The organism is Rikenella microfusus DSM 15922 (genome assembly GCF_000427365.1).
Classification (GTDB): Bacteria; Bacteroidota; Bacteroidia; order Bacteroidales; family Rikenellaceae; genus Rikenella; species Rikenella microfusus.
Map to the genome: position 1 here is coordinate 1,052,211 of NZ_KE386488.1, position 18,184 is coordinate 1,070,394.

Consider the following 18,184-nt stretch of genomic DNA (forward strand, 5'->3'; position numbering starts at 1 on the left):
ATAGGGATGCAGCATAAATATAACAATCGGCAGAAACCCCTCCGGTCAGCCCCTGCGGCAACGGCGGCTTCGGAACGCAGCGACCGCAGCAGAGGGCGCCGGGACGCGCCGCGCCCGAGGACGAACGGCGGCAGAATAATAGCCCTCCTGCTCCTCTCGCTCTCTGTCTCGAATGCCCCCGCTCAGGAACGCACCCTGCGTGCCGACCCGATAACGGTGCGGGCGCAACGCGCCCTGCGCGACATCGGGGCGCAGAAAACCCCGCTCGACACGACGGCCCTGCGCGAAAACATCACCCAGTCGCTCGCCGACGTATTGTCGCAGAACACCTCCGTCTTCATCAAATCCTACGGACGCGGCACGCTCGCCACCGCTTCGCTGCGCGGCACCGCCCCTTCGCACACACAGGTAACATGGAACGGTATGAAACTCAACTCGCCGATGCTCGGTATGGTCGATTTTTCGCTGATCCCCTCTTACCTGATCGACGACGCCAGCCTGTACCACGGGGCCAGCTCGGTCGGCATCACCGGCGGCGGCCTCGGCGGAGCCGTGGCGCTGGGAACACGCCCCGCCCGCCGGGAAGGGTTCGGTCTGGACTACATACAGGGTATCGGCAGCTTCGATACTTACGACGAATTTCTGCGTTTCACCTGGGGGAACCGCCGCTGGCAATCCTCCACGCGGGTCTATTACGTCTCGTCCGACAACGATTTCAAATATACCAATTACCGCAAAAAGATCTACGAAACGGACGGGAACGGCCATATCTCCGGCTTCCGTTATCCCGAAGAACGCAACCGGAACGGCGATTACCGGGATTTCCATGTCGTCCAGGATCTGTTCTGCGACACGGAGGGCGGCAACCGCTGGGGCCTTTCGGTCTGGTACCTCGCCTCGCGGCGCGGCATCCCGATGCTGAACGTCGATTACAAGACCGACAGCCGCAGCCGCAACCGGCAGGACGAACGGACGCTCCGCGCCGTGGCCACCTGGGACCGGATCCGCGAAAACCTGAAACTGGCGGCCCGGACCGGCTACACCTATACCGACATGCGTTACCGTTATTGGGGCGACCCGGGCGGCGACGAGCCGCTGGTGGAGATGATCCGTTCGCAAAGTTACGTGCATACCGTTTACGGCGAATTCGGCGCCGACTATTACCTCGGACGAAAATGGCTGTTCACGGCCAAAGCGACTGCCAACCAGCATTTCGTACAGAGTTCCGACCGGACGGTAAACACCCCTTCGGGCGGAAAATCGGCCGTAGGTTACGACGAAGCCCGGTTCGAGCTGTCGGGACTCGTCGGCGTGAAATACCGCCCGACGGAACGGTTCGGCGTCGGACTGGACCTGCGCGAGGAGTTGTGGGGAAGCAACGCGACGCCGTTGATCCCGGCCTTTTTCGCCGATTTCCTCCTGTCGCGGAAAGGGAACGTGCTGCTGAAAGTCTCCGCCGCCCGGAACTACCGTTATCCGACCCTCAACGACCTCTATTTCATGCCGGGCGGCAACGACACGCTCCGGAGCGAACGGGGCTGGACATACGACGCCGGGGTGGAATTCACGCTGGGCGACCCGGTGCTCAAACAGCACCGGACGGGCTTGCGGGCGGAAGTAACGGCCTACAATTCATGGATAGACGACTGGATCGCGTGGCTGCCGACTTTCAAAGGATTCTGGTCGCCGGTCAATGTGCGGAAAGTACACGCATACGGGCTGGAGGCGAAAGCTCGTTTCGCGGTTTTGCTCGGAGGGGAGTGGCGGTTGTCGCTGGACGGCAATTTTGCCTTCACCCGTTCGATCAACCACGGAGACCCGCAGAATTGGGCCGACGAGTCGATCGGCAAACAATTAGTCTATATCCCCGTCTATTCGGCCTCGGCGACGGGAACGCTTTCGTGGCGGTCGTGGACGCTGCTTTACAAATGGAACTGGTACAGCGAACGCTATACGACTTCGAGCAATGAAACGGCCACCCGGTTCGGCGTACTGGCTCCATATTTCATGAACGACGTTTCGCTCGAAAAACGCTTTTCGTTCCGTTGGGCGCGGCTTTCCGTCAAAGCGACCGTCAATAACCTGTTCAACGAAGAGTATGAATCGGTGCTCTCCCGCCCCATGGCCCGGCGCAATTACGGCTTCTTTATCGGTTTCTCGCCGCGCTGGGGCGACCGCTGAGCCACCTCTTTTTCCCGCTTACGGTCTTGTCTGCCTACGGAAAACGAGCGCCTTTTCGCTTTCTCCGGCCCGTTTCCGTCCGGATCGGGAAAACTGCTGAAAATCAAATATGCAGGTAATGCCTCAACGTAAAGTCGGGCATATACTGCTTATTTGATCCTTCGTTCGGAGCGGTCCCTTCGGGTCTTTTGCCCGGGTTTGCACCGCCTCGCGCCGGACTCTATATCGACAAAAAGAACTCCCGGTCGGAGTGCCCGGCGGCACCGCAGAGCCGATAGCGGAAAATTACCGCCGAACATGTTCGGTGTATCAAAGTATATAATCAGGACGGGAATTATCCTTTTCGTGTTGTTCGCTCTTCGGGGTGTCCCGAAGAGCGTCGGCCTGCATCCGCCCCGGTGCAGAATGCCGCAGAATCAATCGCTCGCACGATTGCGGCGTTCCCCGCAGGCCGAGGTTTCATAAAGGAAAACCGTAGGTTTAAATGTATGTCTGCCGCCGACGGGCGTTTGTTTTTTCTTCGCCCGCTCATGCCGCGGAGGCACTTTCTTTCTTGCGCGACCAAGAAAGAAAGCAAAGAAGTCGCCGGGAATGCGATTCCCCGCTCCCGACTCCCGTCGGATCGGGAAATCGCACATTCCCGGGCCAACAGTCTCCGCCCCTGTTTCGATACCAATATAAAAAGCCGGAAGTATTTTTAAATCTACGGTTTATTACAATGTTCTCCTTTAGTCAGGCCGGAGCCAGCGGAGGCCCAACGAGCTTTGCAAGTTGCAGGCCTTCGCCGGGGGTGGCTCCGGCCTGACCGCTAACGCGGAAATTTATTCTTAACCGTACATTAAAATCGCAACGTTTATATTAGCCTGCGGCCCATTACAAAGAAACGTAGGGTTAAACTTTATGTTTGCAAAGGGCTGGGGTCCACGCGACTAAGGATCGCAGAATTTTTACTTTACACGAACCCTACGGTTAAAATGCTTTTCTCAAAACAGCTTTGGATAAGTATATAGTTACCCGATAGATAATCGGGTACAGTTTTATATACCCTGCCATACCGAATGTGTCAGTAAACGGAACATTGCCCGATCGGCTCCAACCTTGCAGCCTGAGGCGGTGCAAGGCCCGGATCATCCGGCGCGAGCCGAAAAAGCGTCGGCTAAAAAACGGCAGGCATATCAAAGCCTATATGTTTAGCGACGGTTATGGGACTGGGTAGAGAGCAGGCCGCAGGCCGCCAGAATATCTTCGCCCCGCGAAGAACGTGTCGTGGTAGTGATACCCGCCGCGTTCAACGCCCCGTTCATCCAGCGTATCCGTTCCGGCGAAGCCCCTTTCAGCGGGCTGTCCGGTATGGCATGGAAGCGGATCAGGTTGATCCGGCAGTCCAGTCCTTTCAGCAGGCGAACCAGCCCCTCCACATGGCGCGGGGAGTCGTTCACCCCTCCGAAGACGATATATTCGAAGCTTAGCCGCCGCTGGTGCGAGAAATCGAAATTCCGCAAGGCGGCCGTCACTTCGCGTATCGGATATTTGTTCTGTACCGGCATCAGCTCGCGCCGCTCCTCGTCGAAAGGGTCGTGCAGGCTGACCGCCAAATGCACTTTCGTTTCGCGCAGCAGCCGTTCCATGGCCGGTATCACGCCGATCGTCGATACCGTGATGCGGGTCGGACTCCAGCCCAACCCCCAGTCCGAAGTCAGGATATCCACCGCCCGCAGCACATTTTCGAGATTGTCCATCGGTTCGCCCATCCCCATGAAGACGATATTCGTGAGCCGTTCCGACTCCGGAACGGCCAATACCTGATTGACGATTTCGCCCGCCGTCAGGTGGTGCTGGAGCCCCTGCCGTCCCGTCATGCAGAAACGGCAGCCCATCCGGCAACCAGCCTGGGACGACACGCAGAGCGTCGCCCGTTCTCCGTCCGGAATGTAAACCGATTCGATGTACCGCCCGCCGAGGGTGGCGAACAAGTATTTTTTCGTGCCGTCTTTCGATACCTGCACCTCGCACGGTTCGATCCGCCCCGCCGTATAGCCCAATTCGTCCAATCGTCGCCGCGCGGCGAGCGAAAGATTGGTCATCGCCGCGATGTCGGCCGCCCGTTTTTTATAGAGCCAGTCGGCTATCTGCCGCGCGGCGAAAGGACGGAGTCCGGCATCTGCGGCGACGGTTCCCAATTCGGCGGGCGACATGCCCGAAAGCCACTTTTTCGCATCGATGTCCATACCGGATGTAAAGGTATGATTAAAAAATAAGTTTTGCGTTAGTGGACACAGCCCGGACGCGGAACTTGAATTTTATCGGTTCGCCGGGGGGTGGGTTGCCGTTCCGGCTTCCTCCTGGCGCCTCGGCCATACGAACAAGTTCGATGGCGTTCGGCTGCTGCGTCGGTTCGGGCTGGTCGCTACACGGACGATTCATCCTATGTATGATTGATTCGTCAGAATGAAAAAGTCGATTTCCGTCCGGCGTTTTATTTTTCCTGCCTGTCCACGCCGCGGCCCCTGTAAAGCATTGCCGGCAACGAACGCAGCACTGATTCCTGCAAAGCGTCGCGAGGCGCGTATCGACAGGAAGACAGGTCGATCGAGCCGGTTTTCCGGCTCTCTTTCAGGCGATACGGCCGTCGGCAGAGGTTTCCGCGCCGCTTTCCGAATCCTGGATATCCGACCGCAAACGATCCGGAAGTACCCGAATCGGCAGCCCCGGTATAGGATCGGGACCGTCCATAAAAAAAGCCTTGCCTGAACCAGGTAAGGCTTTTGCCCGCAACGGGCGGATCGTGTGGAGAATACCGGGGTCGAACCGGTGACCTCTTGCATGCCATGCAAGCGCTCTAGCCAACTGAGCTAATCCCCCGTTTTGCACGACAAATATACGGATTTTTTTTAATCCGCCAAATATCGCGTTCGCTCAGTGTTGCATTTTCCAAATAAAACGCATAGCTTTGTATCGGTAATCATAGCCCCCGGTAACGCATAAACCACTACTAACCATATGGAACTCAAAAAATCGCCGAAAGCCGATCTGGAGAACAAGAAAAGTTATTTTCTGGAGATCGGTATCATCGTGGCCCTGGCCGCATGTATCGCCTTGTTCAGCTGGAGCCAGAAAGAACGGGTCATCGAAGTCGTCGAACAGGAACCCGTAATGGCCGTTGAAACCGAAATGACGGAAGTAACGGTTCAGGAGGACAAGCGTCCGCCGGCGCCGATGAAAACCCAGGCCGTCGTACTCTCCGACCTGCTCAACGTGGTGAAGAACGATGCCAAGATCGAGCAGACTGTCAATATCCTCGACCTGGACGTTACCCAAGACCTGGCCGTGGACGTTACCCGCTTCGGGGGTACTTACACCGGTGAAGGCGAAATCGAAGAAGAAGAACCGGTGATTATCGCCGAAACCATGCCGACTTTCCAGGGAGGGGATGTCAATGCGTTCGCGCAGTGGTGCGGCAAACACATCGTCTATCCGCCGGCAGCCATCGATAACGGTTCGCAGGGTAAAGTAACCGTGCAATTCGTCGTGGAACGCGACGGTTCGATCAGCCATGTGACCATCCTGCGCGGGGTCGATAAACTGATCGACGAAGAGGCGATCCGTGTCGTACAGAGCGCTCCGAAGTGGAAACCCGGTGAAAACCGCGGTAAGCCGGTGCGCGTATATGTTCAGGTGCCGATCAACTTCGTCCTTCAATAATCCGGGAGGGAGCAGACGGCGGGGGGGATAGATAGTATTTACGGCGCCCCCTATAAGAGAATAAGAGAATAAGAGAATAAGAGAATAAGAGAATAAGAGAATAAGAGAATAAGAGAATAAGAGAATAAGAGAATAAGAGAATAAGAGAATTAAGAAGAGCGTTGAGTTTATACGAACTCAACGCTCTTTTTTGTACCCCAGTCGGACATCCTCAATAATATGCCAGAAAAAAGAGAGGGTAAGTCGTGCAACTTGCTTTCTTCTGAATAAAGAGCTTTAAATGTTGTTGCATGGCCCCCTATCCATTACAGAATAAATCGTCAAAGGAAAGATCCCCGGCAAGTTCGGGAAATGCAACAGCATCCCAGAAAATCCTGCCCCGCTTTCTTCTTTAGTATCCCGGCCGTCAGAACAGCTACGGGCCGATTCGGGAGTCGGACGGCTCCGCCGGCTTTCCGATCCCCTCTGTTCATGACCGAGACGCAAAGAGAAAACCCTCAGGCAATCCGGAGACAAAACGAGCGCCGCGATGTTAAAAAGAACAGTACTCTGCCGGACAAACGAACGTTATCACGGAGCAGGATAGAGGTTTCGGGCGGAAACGGGGAAAATGCCTATCTTTGCGGAAAATAGCCAACCGATGATCAGCTCCCTGCTCAGCTCCACCATTTTCGTTCTTTTCGTGATCATCGCCCTCGGATTTATCGTCGGGCGTATCAGCATCAAAGGGATCACCCTCGACGTATCCGCCGTGATCTTCGTGGCATTGCTGTTCGGACATTTCGGCATCGTAGTGCCCGCCGAGCTGGGAAACTTCGGAATGACCCTGTTCATTTTCGCTATCGGAATACAGGCCGGTCCAGGCTTTTTCAGCACCTTCAAGAGCAAAGGCAAGACCCTGGCCGGCATCGCCTCCGTGTTGGTGCTGACCGCCGCCGTGACCGCACTGGCCGTGAAATATATCTTCGATCTGGACGCTTCCGATACCGCCGGCCTGCTCGCCGGGGCCCTGACCAGTACACCCGGTCTGGCCACCGCCCGCGAAATCACCGGAGACAATGCCGCCATATCCTACGGTATCGCCTATCCGTTCGGCGTAATCGGCGTGATCCTGTTCGTGAAACTTCTGCCCCGCCTCCTGAAGATCAACATAAAGGACGAGGAGGCTAAGCTGGCGGCAGACCAGAAAGAACTCTATCCGGATATTGTGGCCCACGCGTACCGCGTGACCAATCCGTTGATTGTCGGGCGCGAATTGCAGGACATCAAGCTGCGCCTCCATACCGGAGCCGTGATTTCCCGTATCCAGCGGGGCGAAGAGTCGATCCTGCCGAAAGCGCATACGGTATTGCAGGAGGGCGACCTGCTGAAAGCGGTGGGGACGCCGCTGTCGCACGATAAAGTGCGGGAGTTCGTCGGCGAACGGCTGGAGGGCGAACTGCCTTTCGGCGACAACGTCGAATTGCAGACCGGGCTGGTGACAGCGAAAGCGTTGGTGAACCGGACGCTGGGCAGCCTGAACCTGCAACAGAATTTCCATTGCGTGGTGACGCGGGTCCGCCGGGCGGGAATCGACCTTTCGCCGTCGCCGTCGCTGGCGCTCAAATTCGGAGACAAACTGACGCTGGTGGGGAGCAAGGATACGATGGACGAAGTGCTCCGGCTAATCGGCAACGAGGGCAAACGGATTTCGGATACGGATTTCCTGCCTATTGCGCTGGGTATCGCCCTGGGGGTGATCGTGGGAAAAATATCGCTCTCTTTTTCCAACAGTTTCACATTCTCGTTCGGTCTGACGGGAGGGGTATTGCTGACGGCGTTGGTCCTGAGCGCGGTCGGGAAAACGGGACCGGTGATCTGGACGATGTCCGGTTCGGCGAACCAGTTGCTGCGCCAGTTAGGACTGCTGCTGTTCCTGGCCAATGTAGGGACGGCGGCGGGTCGGGGACTGGTCGCTACGTTTATGGACAGCGGCTGGTCGCTCTTTATCGGCGGATTTTTTATTACGTTGCTGCCGATGGTGGTGGCTACGCTGGTAACACGGTATTTTTTCCGGGTCAATATATTGGATCTGCTGGGAACGCTGACAGGGGGGATGACGAGCACGCCGGGACTGGCGGCGGCGGATTCGATGTCGGACAGCAGCGCGGTGAGCGTAGCCTATGCGACGGTCTATCCGGTGGCGATGGTGTTGCTGATTATCTGTATCCAAATCGTTTCCATGGTCATCGGATAAACGAACGAACGGCAGAACGCAATGTCAGATTACAGTGCATTTCCGGCCGGCGTGCCCGCGGCCGCTCCTCCCCGCAAAGGGCAGAAAGCAGCCACGCCCCGCGGTCGGTATAAAGCCAGAGGTATCGTACTGCACTCCATGAAATACGGCGAGCGGAAACTCATCGTCCATATTTTCACCGCACCGTACGGCCGTCGCAGTTACATCGCCAAAATCAGCGCCGGCAACAGCGGCCGCGGGCTCTACCAGCCCCTGTTCATCCTCGACTTCGACGCATGGGCCGGACGAGGCGAGCTGCACAATATCGACCAACCCCAGATGGCCTTCTGCCTCTCCGACATGCCGTTCAACATCGTCAAGAGCACCATCGCCCTGTTCCTCTCGGAACTGCTTTACCGACTGATTAAAGAAGGAGAGCCCGATCCCGGATTATACCGTTTCGTCGAAGAATCCGTCGCCGAACTGGACGGTATGGGCGAAGGCGTCGCCAACTTCCACCTCTGGTTCCTGGTTCGACTCACGGAATACATGGGCTACGCCCCCCGGGACAACTACGAACCCGGCCGCTCGCTGGACTATCGCAACGGTATCTATACGGCGACCCCTCCCGCCCATACGCTGGTCATGCCTCCGGCCGAAGCCACCCTGTTCCATACCCTCAACGGCTGTACCGCGGACGCACTGTCCGCCATAGGCCTCGCACGCGAGCAACGCGTGTCGATGCTGGAAAGACTGACCGACCTCTACGGTTTCCATACCGACGCGATCTATAACGTCAATTCCCTGCGTATCCTTTCCGAAATTTTTTGACCGGAAATCGTCTGCCGGCCTCTTCCGCCGGAGAGTTACAGTTTGCGTACCATGATCCGCATGGTCGTCCCCTTGTCGATCTCCGAATCGAGCACGAAAATACGCCCGTGGTGATACTCCTCCACGATCCGTTTGCTGAGCGACAGCCCCAGCCCCCAGCCTCGCGTCTTGGTAGTGAAACCCGGCTGGAAAATACGTTTGAAGTTGGCTTTCGGCATCCCTTTGCCCGTATCCCGCACGTCGATGCATATCCATTTGTCGTCGCGCAGGGAGAGCTGGACGATGATCGCCCCCCGGCCCTGCAAGGCATCCAGCGCGTTCTTGAGCAGGTTCTCCACCACCCATTCGAACAGCGCGTCATTGACCATCCCCTGCATCGGTTCGGAGGTGCACTGCGCGAAATTCAACGTCACGTTTTTCGGAATCCGTGTCCGGAAATAAGATACGGCACCGGCGACCAGTTCGTAGATATTCCTCGGCGCCAGGTTGGTCGTGGCGCCGATCTTCGAAAAGCGGTCCACGACCTTCAGCAGGCGCGTCAGGTCTTTGTTCATCTCGTCCACCACGAACGGTTCGACTCCTTCCTGGCTCCGCAGGTATTCGAGCCAGCCCAGCAGGGAGCTGGTGGGGGTGCCGAGCTGGTGGGCGGTCTCTTTGGCCATCCCGATCCAGACGCGGTTCTGCTCGCTGTGTTTGGAGGAACGGAAAGCGATAAAGGCGAAACCGATGAACACGGCGAATACGCTGAGTTGTACCCAGGGAAAATATTGCAGGGACTTGAGCAACGGCGATTCGTCGTAAAAGACGCGGATAATGCTCCCTTGTGCGGTGGGGATTTCGATCGGGTCGCGACCGCCGGAACGCATGCTTTCGAGCTTGTCGGCCAATTGTTCGGGATCGGCCATGACGGCGGGATCGATCAAGCGGTTCTGAATGACGCGCAGGTTATCGTCGCAGACGATAACGGGGATGTCTTCGGAAAAATCGATGATGCGGGCGAGTATCTCGGCCTGATGCCGGTTGCCGCTGCTGGCTGCCTTGACGGTCTCGCCGACGGCGAACGACCACAGGTGTATCTCGTGCCGTTCTTTGTCGCGCAGTTTCCCGACGAGGTAGTTGGAATAGACGAGCGAGGTCACGCCGATGGCGAACCCGACGATGATAAAAAGCATCTTCCCGTGATACCCGATCGAAAATTTACGCATCCTGATGAAACGAGTTATATGATTATTCCCGCAAGTTGCCCCCGGCGCAAAACCGACGGGCTTTCACCGCCTCGTCCGCCGGGTATTGATCCGGCATGACTGTCTCCGCTATGCGCTACCGAATCCCGAACAGGCACTCCCGCATCTGCCGCCCCGGCCTGTATCCAAAGGCAATCAACCGGAACAGCGGCGCAATTTAATCCTGCGTTTCTTTGTTACAGGGCCATAGACTGCGGCCCGCGCGACCTAAAGATCGCAAATTATTGCCCTGCCTGTTAAATCGTACGATTTTATATAAAGGTCTCTGGATGTCAGGCCGGAGCCATCCCCGGCGTAGGCCTGCAACTGCGCGGTGCTTGTTGCGGCCCCGCTGGCTCCGGCCATCCTATTTAATCGTACGGTTAAAATACCTCATTTATCGGCTTTGCGCCCACCCCCCGAAGCCGCAAAGCGGCTTGGGCGCGAAAGCCGGCGATTCTGAAGAATCGCATTAATAAAAATCGTAGGCTTAAATAAATACTTTTTCCGGCTTCTTACAATTGATGTTGAAGTCGAGCAGAGATTGCTGGCCCGGGAATGTGCGATTTTCCGGGCCGACGTGAGTCGGGAACGGGGAATCGCATTCCCGGCAACTTCTTTGCTTACTTTTGGTCGCGCAACCGACGCAGCAGCCGAGAGCCGTCGGGGTTGGCTTCGCCTTCCTCCTCGCCGTTCGGCAGTGCTTAAGCCGGCTTGCACTGCTCTCACCGGCAGCGTCGGGTGCACGAATGGCCGAGGCGCCAGGAGGAAACCGCAAGTAAAAAAGTAAGTGCCCGCCGGCATGAGGCGTCCGGCACAGCCGAAGCCCTGCGGCATAAGCGGACAGAAAAGAACAAACGCCCGTCGGCGAAAGACATGACTATTAAACCTAAGTTTAAATAGGAGGCCTACGCCGGGGGTGGCTCCGGCCACTCTATTTAATCGTATGATTTCCCGAACCGTTGCCCATGTTAGCCGGACCTCTATTTCAGAATACCGGAGTGAACTGGCGGAGGAAGCGCAGGTCGTTTTCGAAATAGAGGCGCAAGTCCTTGACCCCGTATTTCAGCATCGCGATCCGTTCGACTCCCATACCGAACGCGAAACCCGTATATTTGCGGCTGTCGATTCCGCATGCCTCCAGCACATTGGGGTCCACCATTCCGGCGCCCATGATTTCGAGCCACCCCGTATATTTACAAACCGGACACCCTTTGCCTCCGCACAGGTTGCACGATACGTCCACTTCCGTAGAAGGCTCTGTGAACGGGAAATACGAAGGCCGCATCCGGATTTCCGATTTCTCGCCGAACATCTCTTTCGCGAAATAGAGAATGGTCTGCTTGAGGTCGGCGAAAGAAACGTTGTCGTCGATATACAGCCCCTCGGCCTGGTGGAAGATGCAGTGCGCACGGTAGGAAATCGCTTCGTTACGGAATACGCGGCCCGGGCAGATCACCCGGATCGGAGGTTTCTGGGTCTGCATCACCCGCACTTGAATCGACGACGTATGGGTCCGTAACAGGATATCGGGGTCTTTTTCTATGAAGAATGTATCCTGCATATCCCGGGCGGGGTGTTCCGGCGGGAAGTTCAGGGCGGTGAACACGTGCCAGTCGTCTTCGATCTCGGGGCCTTCGGCGGGTACGAAACCGATACGCTGGAAAATGTCCAGAATCTGGTTGCGCACCAACGAGATCGGATGACGGGTCCCCACTTTGTCGGCTCCGGCAGGACGGGTCATGTCCAAGGCCAGCGAAGAGGCGTCCACCGAAGCGAATGCCAGCTCTTCGAGCTTCGCTTTCAGTTCGTTGACTTTATCTATCGCCGCTGTCTTGAGACGGTTCATCGCCTGACCCAACGATTTTTTCTGATCGGACGGGGCGGCTTTGAATTCTTCGAACAAGGCCGTAACGGTCCCTTTCTTTCCCAAAAGCCGAATACGGAATTCCTCTACTTCGGCGAGGGTCTTCGGCGCAAAAGATTCCACTTCGGCCAGCAATGCTTCTATCTTCTGTATCATCATCGTATATTAAATCCTTCGTTTATTCGCACTGTTTAGGTTTGAGGCGACTGTTCTCTTTGTGAACAAAGAGAACCAGAAAAACTTTTTGAGATGCTAGTGCATCTCCTGAGCCTGTCGGATGACTTATCCTTTGACGATTTGTTTTGTAAGGACAGGGGGCTGTTTCTGTATTTGCATGAATGCCCCCTGTCCTTACAAAACAAAAAACACAGTGCAAAGGGGCATCGACAAACTGAGGCGCTGCAAACCTGCTCGAAAGTTTCTTTGGTTCTTTCTTTTCAAAGAAAGAACAGTGGACTCTACCCGCAATGTACGGATAAACGAACGGAATTATTTATCGCGTTTGCGGTCTTTGACCGTTTTGATTTTCACATTTTTGATATAGACATCCTCCCCTTTGGGCCGGTCCTGCGAATCCGTCGGAAGTTTCGAAATTTTCATTACCGTTCCCATGCCCGACACCACTTCGCCGAAAATCGTGTAGCTGCCATCCAGATGAGGTGCTCCGCCCACCGTGCGGTACACCTTTTCGCGTTCGGCCGTAATCTGTGCCCCCTCCGGATCCGCCGCCCGTTCCGCGATCTTGTTCCGGGCCGCCGTCAGCGTACTGTCGTTCTGCACCCGGCCCGTCACGATATAGAACTGCGAACTCGACGACTGCCGCGACGGATTCGCCTCGTCGCCCTCACGCGCCGCAGCCACCGCCCCCCGCTTATGGTAATAACGCGGCACGATCTCCGCGTCGAGCTTATAGCCCGCATCCGCATTGCCGTACACCTTCACCTGCGAAGCCTCGACGCTCTCCGGATCGCCCGCCTGGATCATGAAATCGCGGATCACGCGGTGGAACAGCACATTGTCGTAGAAGCCGCGTTCCGCCAGTTTGACGAAATTATCCCTGTGCTTCGGCGTATCGTTGAAAAGCCGGAAACGGATACTCCCTTCCGAAGTTTTCATCGCCACCTCGTAATGAGCCCCCTGCCCCGCAACGAGCGTCTTCTTTTTGGCCGTCCCGGGCAAAGCCAGCAAACAACAAGATACCGCAGCAAGCAAACAGCGGATTTTTTGTCCTAATTTCACGTTTTGTTCTACCATCGGCACGGAATATGATTTTTAAAAAGCAAATTTATTAAATTTCGGGCAAAATGCAGGCAACCATGAAGCGAATTCTCACACTTATGCTGATTCTTCTGCTGGCCGGCGGCGCACGGGGGCAGCGTGTGGGCGTCGTCTTCAGCGGCGGCGGGGCCAAGGGCCTCTACCACGTCGGTATTCTCAAGGCACTGGAAGAAAACAACATACCGATCGACTACGTCTCCGGAGCCTCGATGGGTGCCATCGTGGCGGGCATGTATGCGGCCGGATACTCGCCCGACGAAATGATCCGGTTCTTCATCACGGATACCGTGCAGCACTGGCTGTCGGCCAAAAGCTCGGACCTGGACAACAATTACTATTTCAAGAAATTCGAACCGTCCCCGACCATGGTTTCGGTCAAAATCGACCCCAAAGCGGTCAAATCGTCGGCCATACAGCTCCCGACCAACATCGTCTCGCCCTACCAGCTCGACCTGGCCTTCGTGCGGATGCTTTTTCCGGCTTCGGCCGCCGCGGGAAACGACTTCGACAGCCTGATGGTGCCTTTCCGCTGCAACGCTTCGGACGTTTACAACAAAGAGACGGTCGTATTCGACCGCGGAAGCCTGCCGTTCGCCATCCGGGCCTCGATGACGATCCCGCTGGTTTTCAAGCCCCTCACGCAGGATACCGTCGTGTTGTTCGACGGCGGCCTGTACGACAATTTCCCCTGGCAGCCGCTCGACACCGCGTTCCGTCCCGACATCCTGATCGGAGGCATCTGCGCATCGAACTACGAAAACCCTTCGGCCGACAACATCGTACAGCAAGTCAGCGTAATGGCCACCAGCAAAACGGACTACGAACTGCCGGACAGCCTCGACGTGGAAATCCGGCGCAGATTCAAGGAAGTCGGGGTGCTGGACTACGACAAGGCCAGCTATATCATCGCCCGGGGATACGAAGACGCCATGCGGCAGATGCCCCTTATCAGGGAGCGCATCGCCCGGCGCGTCTCCGACGACGAGATAACGGCCAAACGGGAAGCCTTCAAAAAGAAGATCGAACCGCTGGTCTTCGAACAGATCGACGTCGAAGGGCTGACCCCGAAGCAGACGGCATACGTTTACCGCCAGCTGGGACTCAAGCCGAGGCAGTTGTTCGACATGGAATATTTCGAACGGAAATATATGCAGGTATTGGCCGGGGGAGTATTCACCGGCGAATTTCCGGAGGTGACCTACAACCCGGAGACGGGCTTTTTCCGCCTGAAACTGACCATGCACACCCAGGCGAGCATGCAATTCTCGCTGGGCGGCAACATTTCGTCCACCGCGCTGAACCAGGGCTACGCGGCGCTCAGCTACCGCACCGTAGGGCGCAACGTATCGACCTATGCGGTGCAGGGCTTTTTCGGAACGTTCTACAATTCGGTAAAGGTCGGCGGGCGCCACGACATCTATACGAATTTTCCGTTCTATGTCGATTACAGCTACACGTACGACAACTACGACTACCAGGCCAACCACATGAACCGGTATTACCGGGGCAAGGACTGGCGTTACCGGACCCGGAACGAAAACACGCTGACCTCTTCGATCGCGATCCCGGTGCTGGAAAACGCCGCGTTCCGCGGCCGCCTGACGCTGGGAGTGACGGACGATTATTATTTCCGAAGCCAGTTCACCTCGGCCGACAAGCCGGACCGCAGCAGTTTCACGTATGCCAGCCTGTCGGCCGAAGTACAGAAACAATCCCTGAACTATACGCTTTACCCGAACCTGGGAACGGAGCATATCCTTCAGGTGCGGTTCACGGAAGGGTTGGAAAGTTATTACCCGGGAACGCTGGCCGGGGCTTCGCCTATGTTCAGGACACGGAACCGGAACTGGTTCGAAGTACGGTACCGGTACGAGCGGTACCTGCCTGTTTCGAAGTGGTTCACATTCGGTTTCCTGGGAGAGGCGACGGTGACGAACCATCCGGATTTCGACAATCCGTTAGCGACGGCGATGTCGTTGCCGGCCTTTCAGCCGATCCCGCTGATGCGGACGATGTTCATGCCGGAATTCCGGTCGCGGTCGTATGCCGCGGCGGGCGTGATCCCGGTGTTCAACATCATCAATAATTTCTACCTGAAATCGTACGCCTACGCGTTCGTCCCGCAGGAGGTGGTCTACGATCACGGCTGGCAGGGGGACATCTGGAACCGGCTGCGCAGACGCACGCAGTTCGTATTCGGGGGATCGCTGGTCTACCAGACGTTCATCGGGCCGGCATCGCTGACGCTCAACAAGTTCAGTTCAGGCAGATCGGACTGGCAGGTAGTCTTCAATTTCGGCTACACGCTCTTCTCTTCCCGCCGGTTCTAACGTAACCGTTCGTTTCTCGCTACCCGCACCGCGCTGCCGCTTTTTGTAAAAAGCGGCTACCTCCTCGACACCCGTGCGGAGTCAACCGCACGAGGCCGGAAACATGACCGGCGGCATACCATTCACGGTATGCCGCCGGCCAACCGACGAATTTACCTTTCACTCAGCTCAAGGCTGTTATACTCGGCGAAAACCCCAGCGAGGCCGCCGCAGCAGGCATTCCCTTCCGAATCTATTCCACGACGATTTCGTCCATAAAGGCGAACGCCTTGCCTCCCGCCCCCAGATGCCACGGCGGACACGTCCCCACTCCGTCCGTTACCACCTTGACATAACGGGCCTTACGCCCCACCGCACTCGAAAACGCGCGGGAACCTACCGCCACGGCCCGATTCACCTCCGGCTGCGCCTCCATGCCCGTCTGCACATAATCTTTTCCGTCCGCCGAGACATAGAACGTAACCTGTTTCGGGAAGAAAATCCAGTCCGTAAGCGCCTGGAAATAGGTCGCCGTCACCCGTGCGATCTCCTGTTCCGAACCGAGGTCCACAACCGCTTCGAAACGCGGCACGTCCCAGCCCAGCCACTGGATCTTGTAATCGTTGCTGCCGCGGATGCCGTTCGTCAGAATCTTGTCCGCATCCCGTCCGTACTTCGGGTGAGGCGCCGGGGAGAGCGTCACCGGCTTCTCGAAGCTCAGGTTGCCCTCCTGCCGCACGACCGAGATTCGGCTCATCATCTCCAGATACTCGTCCGGCGTAGTGTGCCATTCCGACAGCCGGGTAACCCCCTCCTCTTTGCACAGGGCTACGAAATCCTCCAGTTTTTTCGTGTACTCCGGATTGGTTTTCCACGTCCCGTCCTCAGCCTTCACATAGATACCGTGCGGCCCGTAGGGGTCGAGCTTCGTCTGCTCCAGCTCCGCGTAGCGCAGCGGCTGGCGGGCGATCCGCACCCGCTTCAGATACTCCGGCCGGTCTGCGACCGCAGCCTCGGCACGGTCGAAACACGCTTCGTAAACCGCCAGATTTTCGGGCGAGAGGTAACTGTCCGCCCCGTCTGTCGGAGCGCCGAAAATCGAAAGCGGTTTCCCGCTCCGAATCAGGTTATCGGTAATCCGGTCGATGTATTCCTTGATATGGCCTCCCGCAGGACCGTAATAACCGTCCAGAAAATCGTTCATCAGCGAGTCGGCATCGGCCGCCGGATTCCACATCAGTTTGGAGACCAGATAGGCACGCAGGTCGGCGAACTCGCCGCCTACCTCGCGGTTCCCCTGTTCGAACATCGCCACCACATGGTTATCCACGAAATAACGGATATTCGGCTGCAAAGTGTGGAAATTCGGGAACGGACTGACCAGGTTTTTGAACTGGATCACATAGTCCCAGACCAGGATATTGTCCGTCAGAGCGGCCCACTCCTCCATGTCGCGGCGGAACGAGGCGCTGGTCGAATCCGTGGCGATCGGCTGGCTGCGGTTGCACTCGATGTTGCAGAACATGATATTGACATTTTCCAGCGGCCGGGTCACCTTCGGCGCAGCACGGGTATATTGGTAGGCCAGCGTCGAGATCACCTTGTCGGGGAACCGTTCGGCTACTTGATTGACGAAACGGATCACGGAACCGGTCGCCGAACCCTCGATCGAATCGACCTCGGCGCACAGCGGACACTGGCAGTAGCCGAAGTTATCGTTCGTGCTGACCGACCAGTAACGGGCCTCCGGTTTTTCGGCCATCGCTGCGGCCAGGTTGTCGCACACGATTTCCAGCACCGCCGGATTCGACAGACAGGGCTGCGTCGCGGCCCGGCTGCCGCCCACCAGCGCGAAGTATTCCGGATGGGTACCGAAATATTCGTCGGCCGGAAGCAACTGGCCGAAACTGTGGCACCAGAAACCCCAGTCGGGTTTTCCGCCCGTCGTGTCGTGACTCAGTTTGTGCCAGTCGATGTAGCCCTGGTCGTTCGTACCGCGGTAATGGACGTCCCGGAAAACGATGACCGGTACCTGACGGTCGTAGATGCGTCCCGGCAGGGCCACCTCTTCCCGTTGCGGAATCACCTCCGCTTCGGCCGAATATTTCCGGCAGCCGAGGTAATTTTCCAACAGGGTGTACATGCCGTTCAGCGTTCCGCGGGAGGTGTTTCCCGTCACATGAAGCGCCGGGCCGTCGGTGTAAATCACGAAACCGTCCGCGCCGAGCGTCTCCGTTTCGAACGTATCCCCGGCTGTCCGGTTCGTCGGGCCGAAAACGATTTCGCGGGGCACGGCCGCCTCGGCATCGGTCACCACCGGCAAATCGGCCTGCGAAATACGAAGGAAATAAGTTCGGAAACGTTCTGCCGCCAGCCGCGTGAGGCTGTCGGCGTCGGAAGCCACCACGATGCGGTAGTCGCTGCGGCCGCGGTCGGCCAGGCGGATCGTGCCGCCGCACGAACAGAGCAGCAATGCTGCCCCCAACAGGACGGAAAAGGTTTTCATCGGTTCGGGTCGGTTTAGGTTAATTATTCGGGTAAGCGTATCCATACGCCGGGGTCAATATATGCGGTTTTA

10 protein-coding genes and 1 tRNA gene are annotated in these 18,184 nt (G+C 57.1%); 5 read left to right on the top strand and 6 right to left on the bottom strand.

All coding sequences use genetic code 11. The annotated features are described in order from the left end of the window. Nucleotides 1–6: 6 nt before the first annotated feature. Nucleotides 7–2,181, top strand: coding sequence for a TonB-dependent receptor (locus tag RIKMI_RS0105560; protein ID WP_084135189.1), 2,175 nt, complete (start codon nucleotides 7–9; stop codon nucleotides 2,179–2,181). Nucleotides 2,182–3,371: 1,190 nt separating this feature from the next. On the opposite strand, the gene rlmN is transcribed toward RIKMI_RS0105560, so the two are convergent. Further along, on the bottom strand, nucleotides 3,372–4,409 hold the full coding sequence (gene rlmN / locus RIKMI_RS0105565; protein ID WP_027290793.1) for a dual-specificity RNA methyltransferase RlmN: 1,038 nt from the start codon (nucleotides 4,407–4,409) through the stop codon (nucleotides 3,372–3,374). 560 nt (nucleotides 4,410–4,969) lie between these two features. After that, nucleotides 4,970–5,043, bottom strand: a tRNA-Ala gene (locus tag RIKMI_RS0105575). A gap of 138 nt (nucleotides 5,044–5,181) precedes the next feature. Here RIKMI_RS0105575 and RIKMI_RS0105580 point away from each other — a divergent pair. The 3 genes from RIKMI_RS0105580 to recO all read left to right on the top strand — a co-directional run bounded on the left by RIKMI_RS0105580 (nucleotide 5,182) and on the right by recO (nucleotide 8,929). Continuing rightward, nucleotides 5,182–5,883, top strand: coding sequence for an energy transducer TonB (locus RIKMI_RS0105580; protein WP_027290794.1), 702 nt, complete (start codon nucleotides 5,182–5,184; stop codon nucleotides 5,881–5,883). 640 nt (nucleotides 5,884–6,523) lie between these two features. Further along, nucleotides 6,524–8,119 carry an aspartate:alanine exchanger family transporter gene (locus tag RIKMI_RS0105585; protein WP_027290795.1) on the top strand — a complete coding sequence of 532 codons (1,596 nt, stop codon included), beginning with the start codon at nucleotides 6,524–6,526 and terminating at the stop codon, nucleotides 8,117–8,119. Between the two features lie 21 nt (nucleotides 8,120–8,140). After that, on the top strand, nucleotides 8,141–8,929 hold the full coding sequence (gene recO, locus RIKMI_RS0105590) for a DNA repair protein RecO (RefSeq protein WP_051214367.1): 789 nt from the start codon (nucleotides 8,141–8,143) through the stop codon (nucleotides 8,927–8,929). Between the two features lie 35 nt (nucleotides 8,930–8,964). On the opposite strand, the gene RIKMI_RS0105595 is transcribed toward recO, so the two are convergent. From RIKMI_RS0105595 to RIKMI_RS13150, 3 genes are all read right to left on the bottom strand, one after another. Further along, nucleotides 8,965–10,134, bottom strand: coding sequence for a sensor histidine kinase (locus RIKMI_RS0105595; RefSeq protein WP_027290797.1), 1,170 nt, complete (start codon nucleotides 10,132–10,134; stop codon nucleotides 8,965–8,967). A 1,006-nt stretch (nucleotides 10,135–11,140) separates the two neighbouring features. Continuing rightward, the gene (pheS, locus tag RIKMI_RS0105600; protein ID WP_027290798.1) at nucleotides 11,141–12,175 is read right to left on the bottom strand and encodes a phenylalanine--tRNA ligase subunit alpha; all 1,035 of its coding nucleotides are present in this window, start codon (nucleotides 12,173–12,175) and stop codon (nucleotides 11,141–11,143) included. Between the two features lie 333 nt (nucleotides 12,176–12,508). Beyond that, on the bottom strand, nucleotides 12,509–13,273 hold the full coding sequence (locus RIKMI_RS13150; protein WP_084135312.1) for a peptidylprolyl isomerase: 765 nt from the start codon (nucleotides 13,271–13,273) through the stop codon (nucleotides 12,509–12,511). Between the two features lie 62 nt (nucleotides 13,274–13,335). On the opposite strand from RIKMI_RS13150, the gene RIKMI_RS0105610 reads away from it, so the two are divergent. Continuing rightward, nucleotides 13,336–15,627 (top strand): patatin-like phospholipase family protein, encoded by a 2,292-nt coding sequence (locus RIKMI_RS0105610; protein ID WP_027290799.1) that lies wholly within the window; start codon nucleotides 13,336–13,338, stop codon nucleotides 15,625–15,627. Between the two features lie 232 nt (nucleotides 15,628–15,859). Here the strand turns inward: RIKMI_RS0105610 and RIKMI_RS13155 are convergent, their stop codons facing one another. Beyond that, nucleotides 15,860–18,112 (bottom strand): DUF4838 domain-containing protein, encoded by a 2,253-nt coding sequence (locus RIKMI_RS13155; protein WP_051214371.1) that lies wholly within the window; start codon nucleotides 18,110–18,112, stop codon nucleotides 15,860–15,862. Nucleotides 18,113–18,184: the final 72 nt, after the last annotated feature.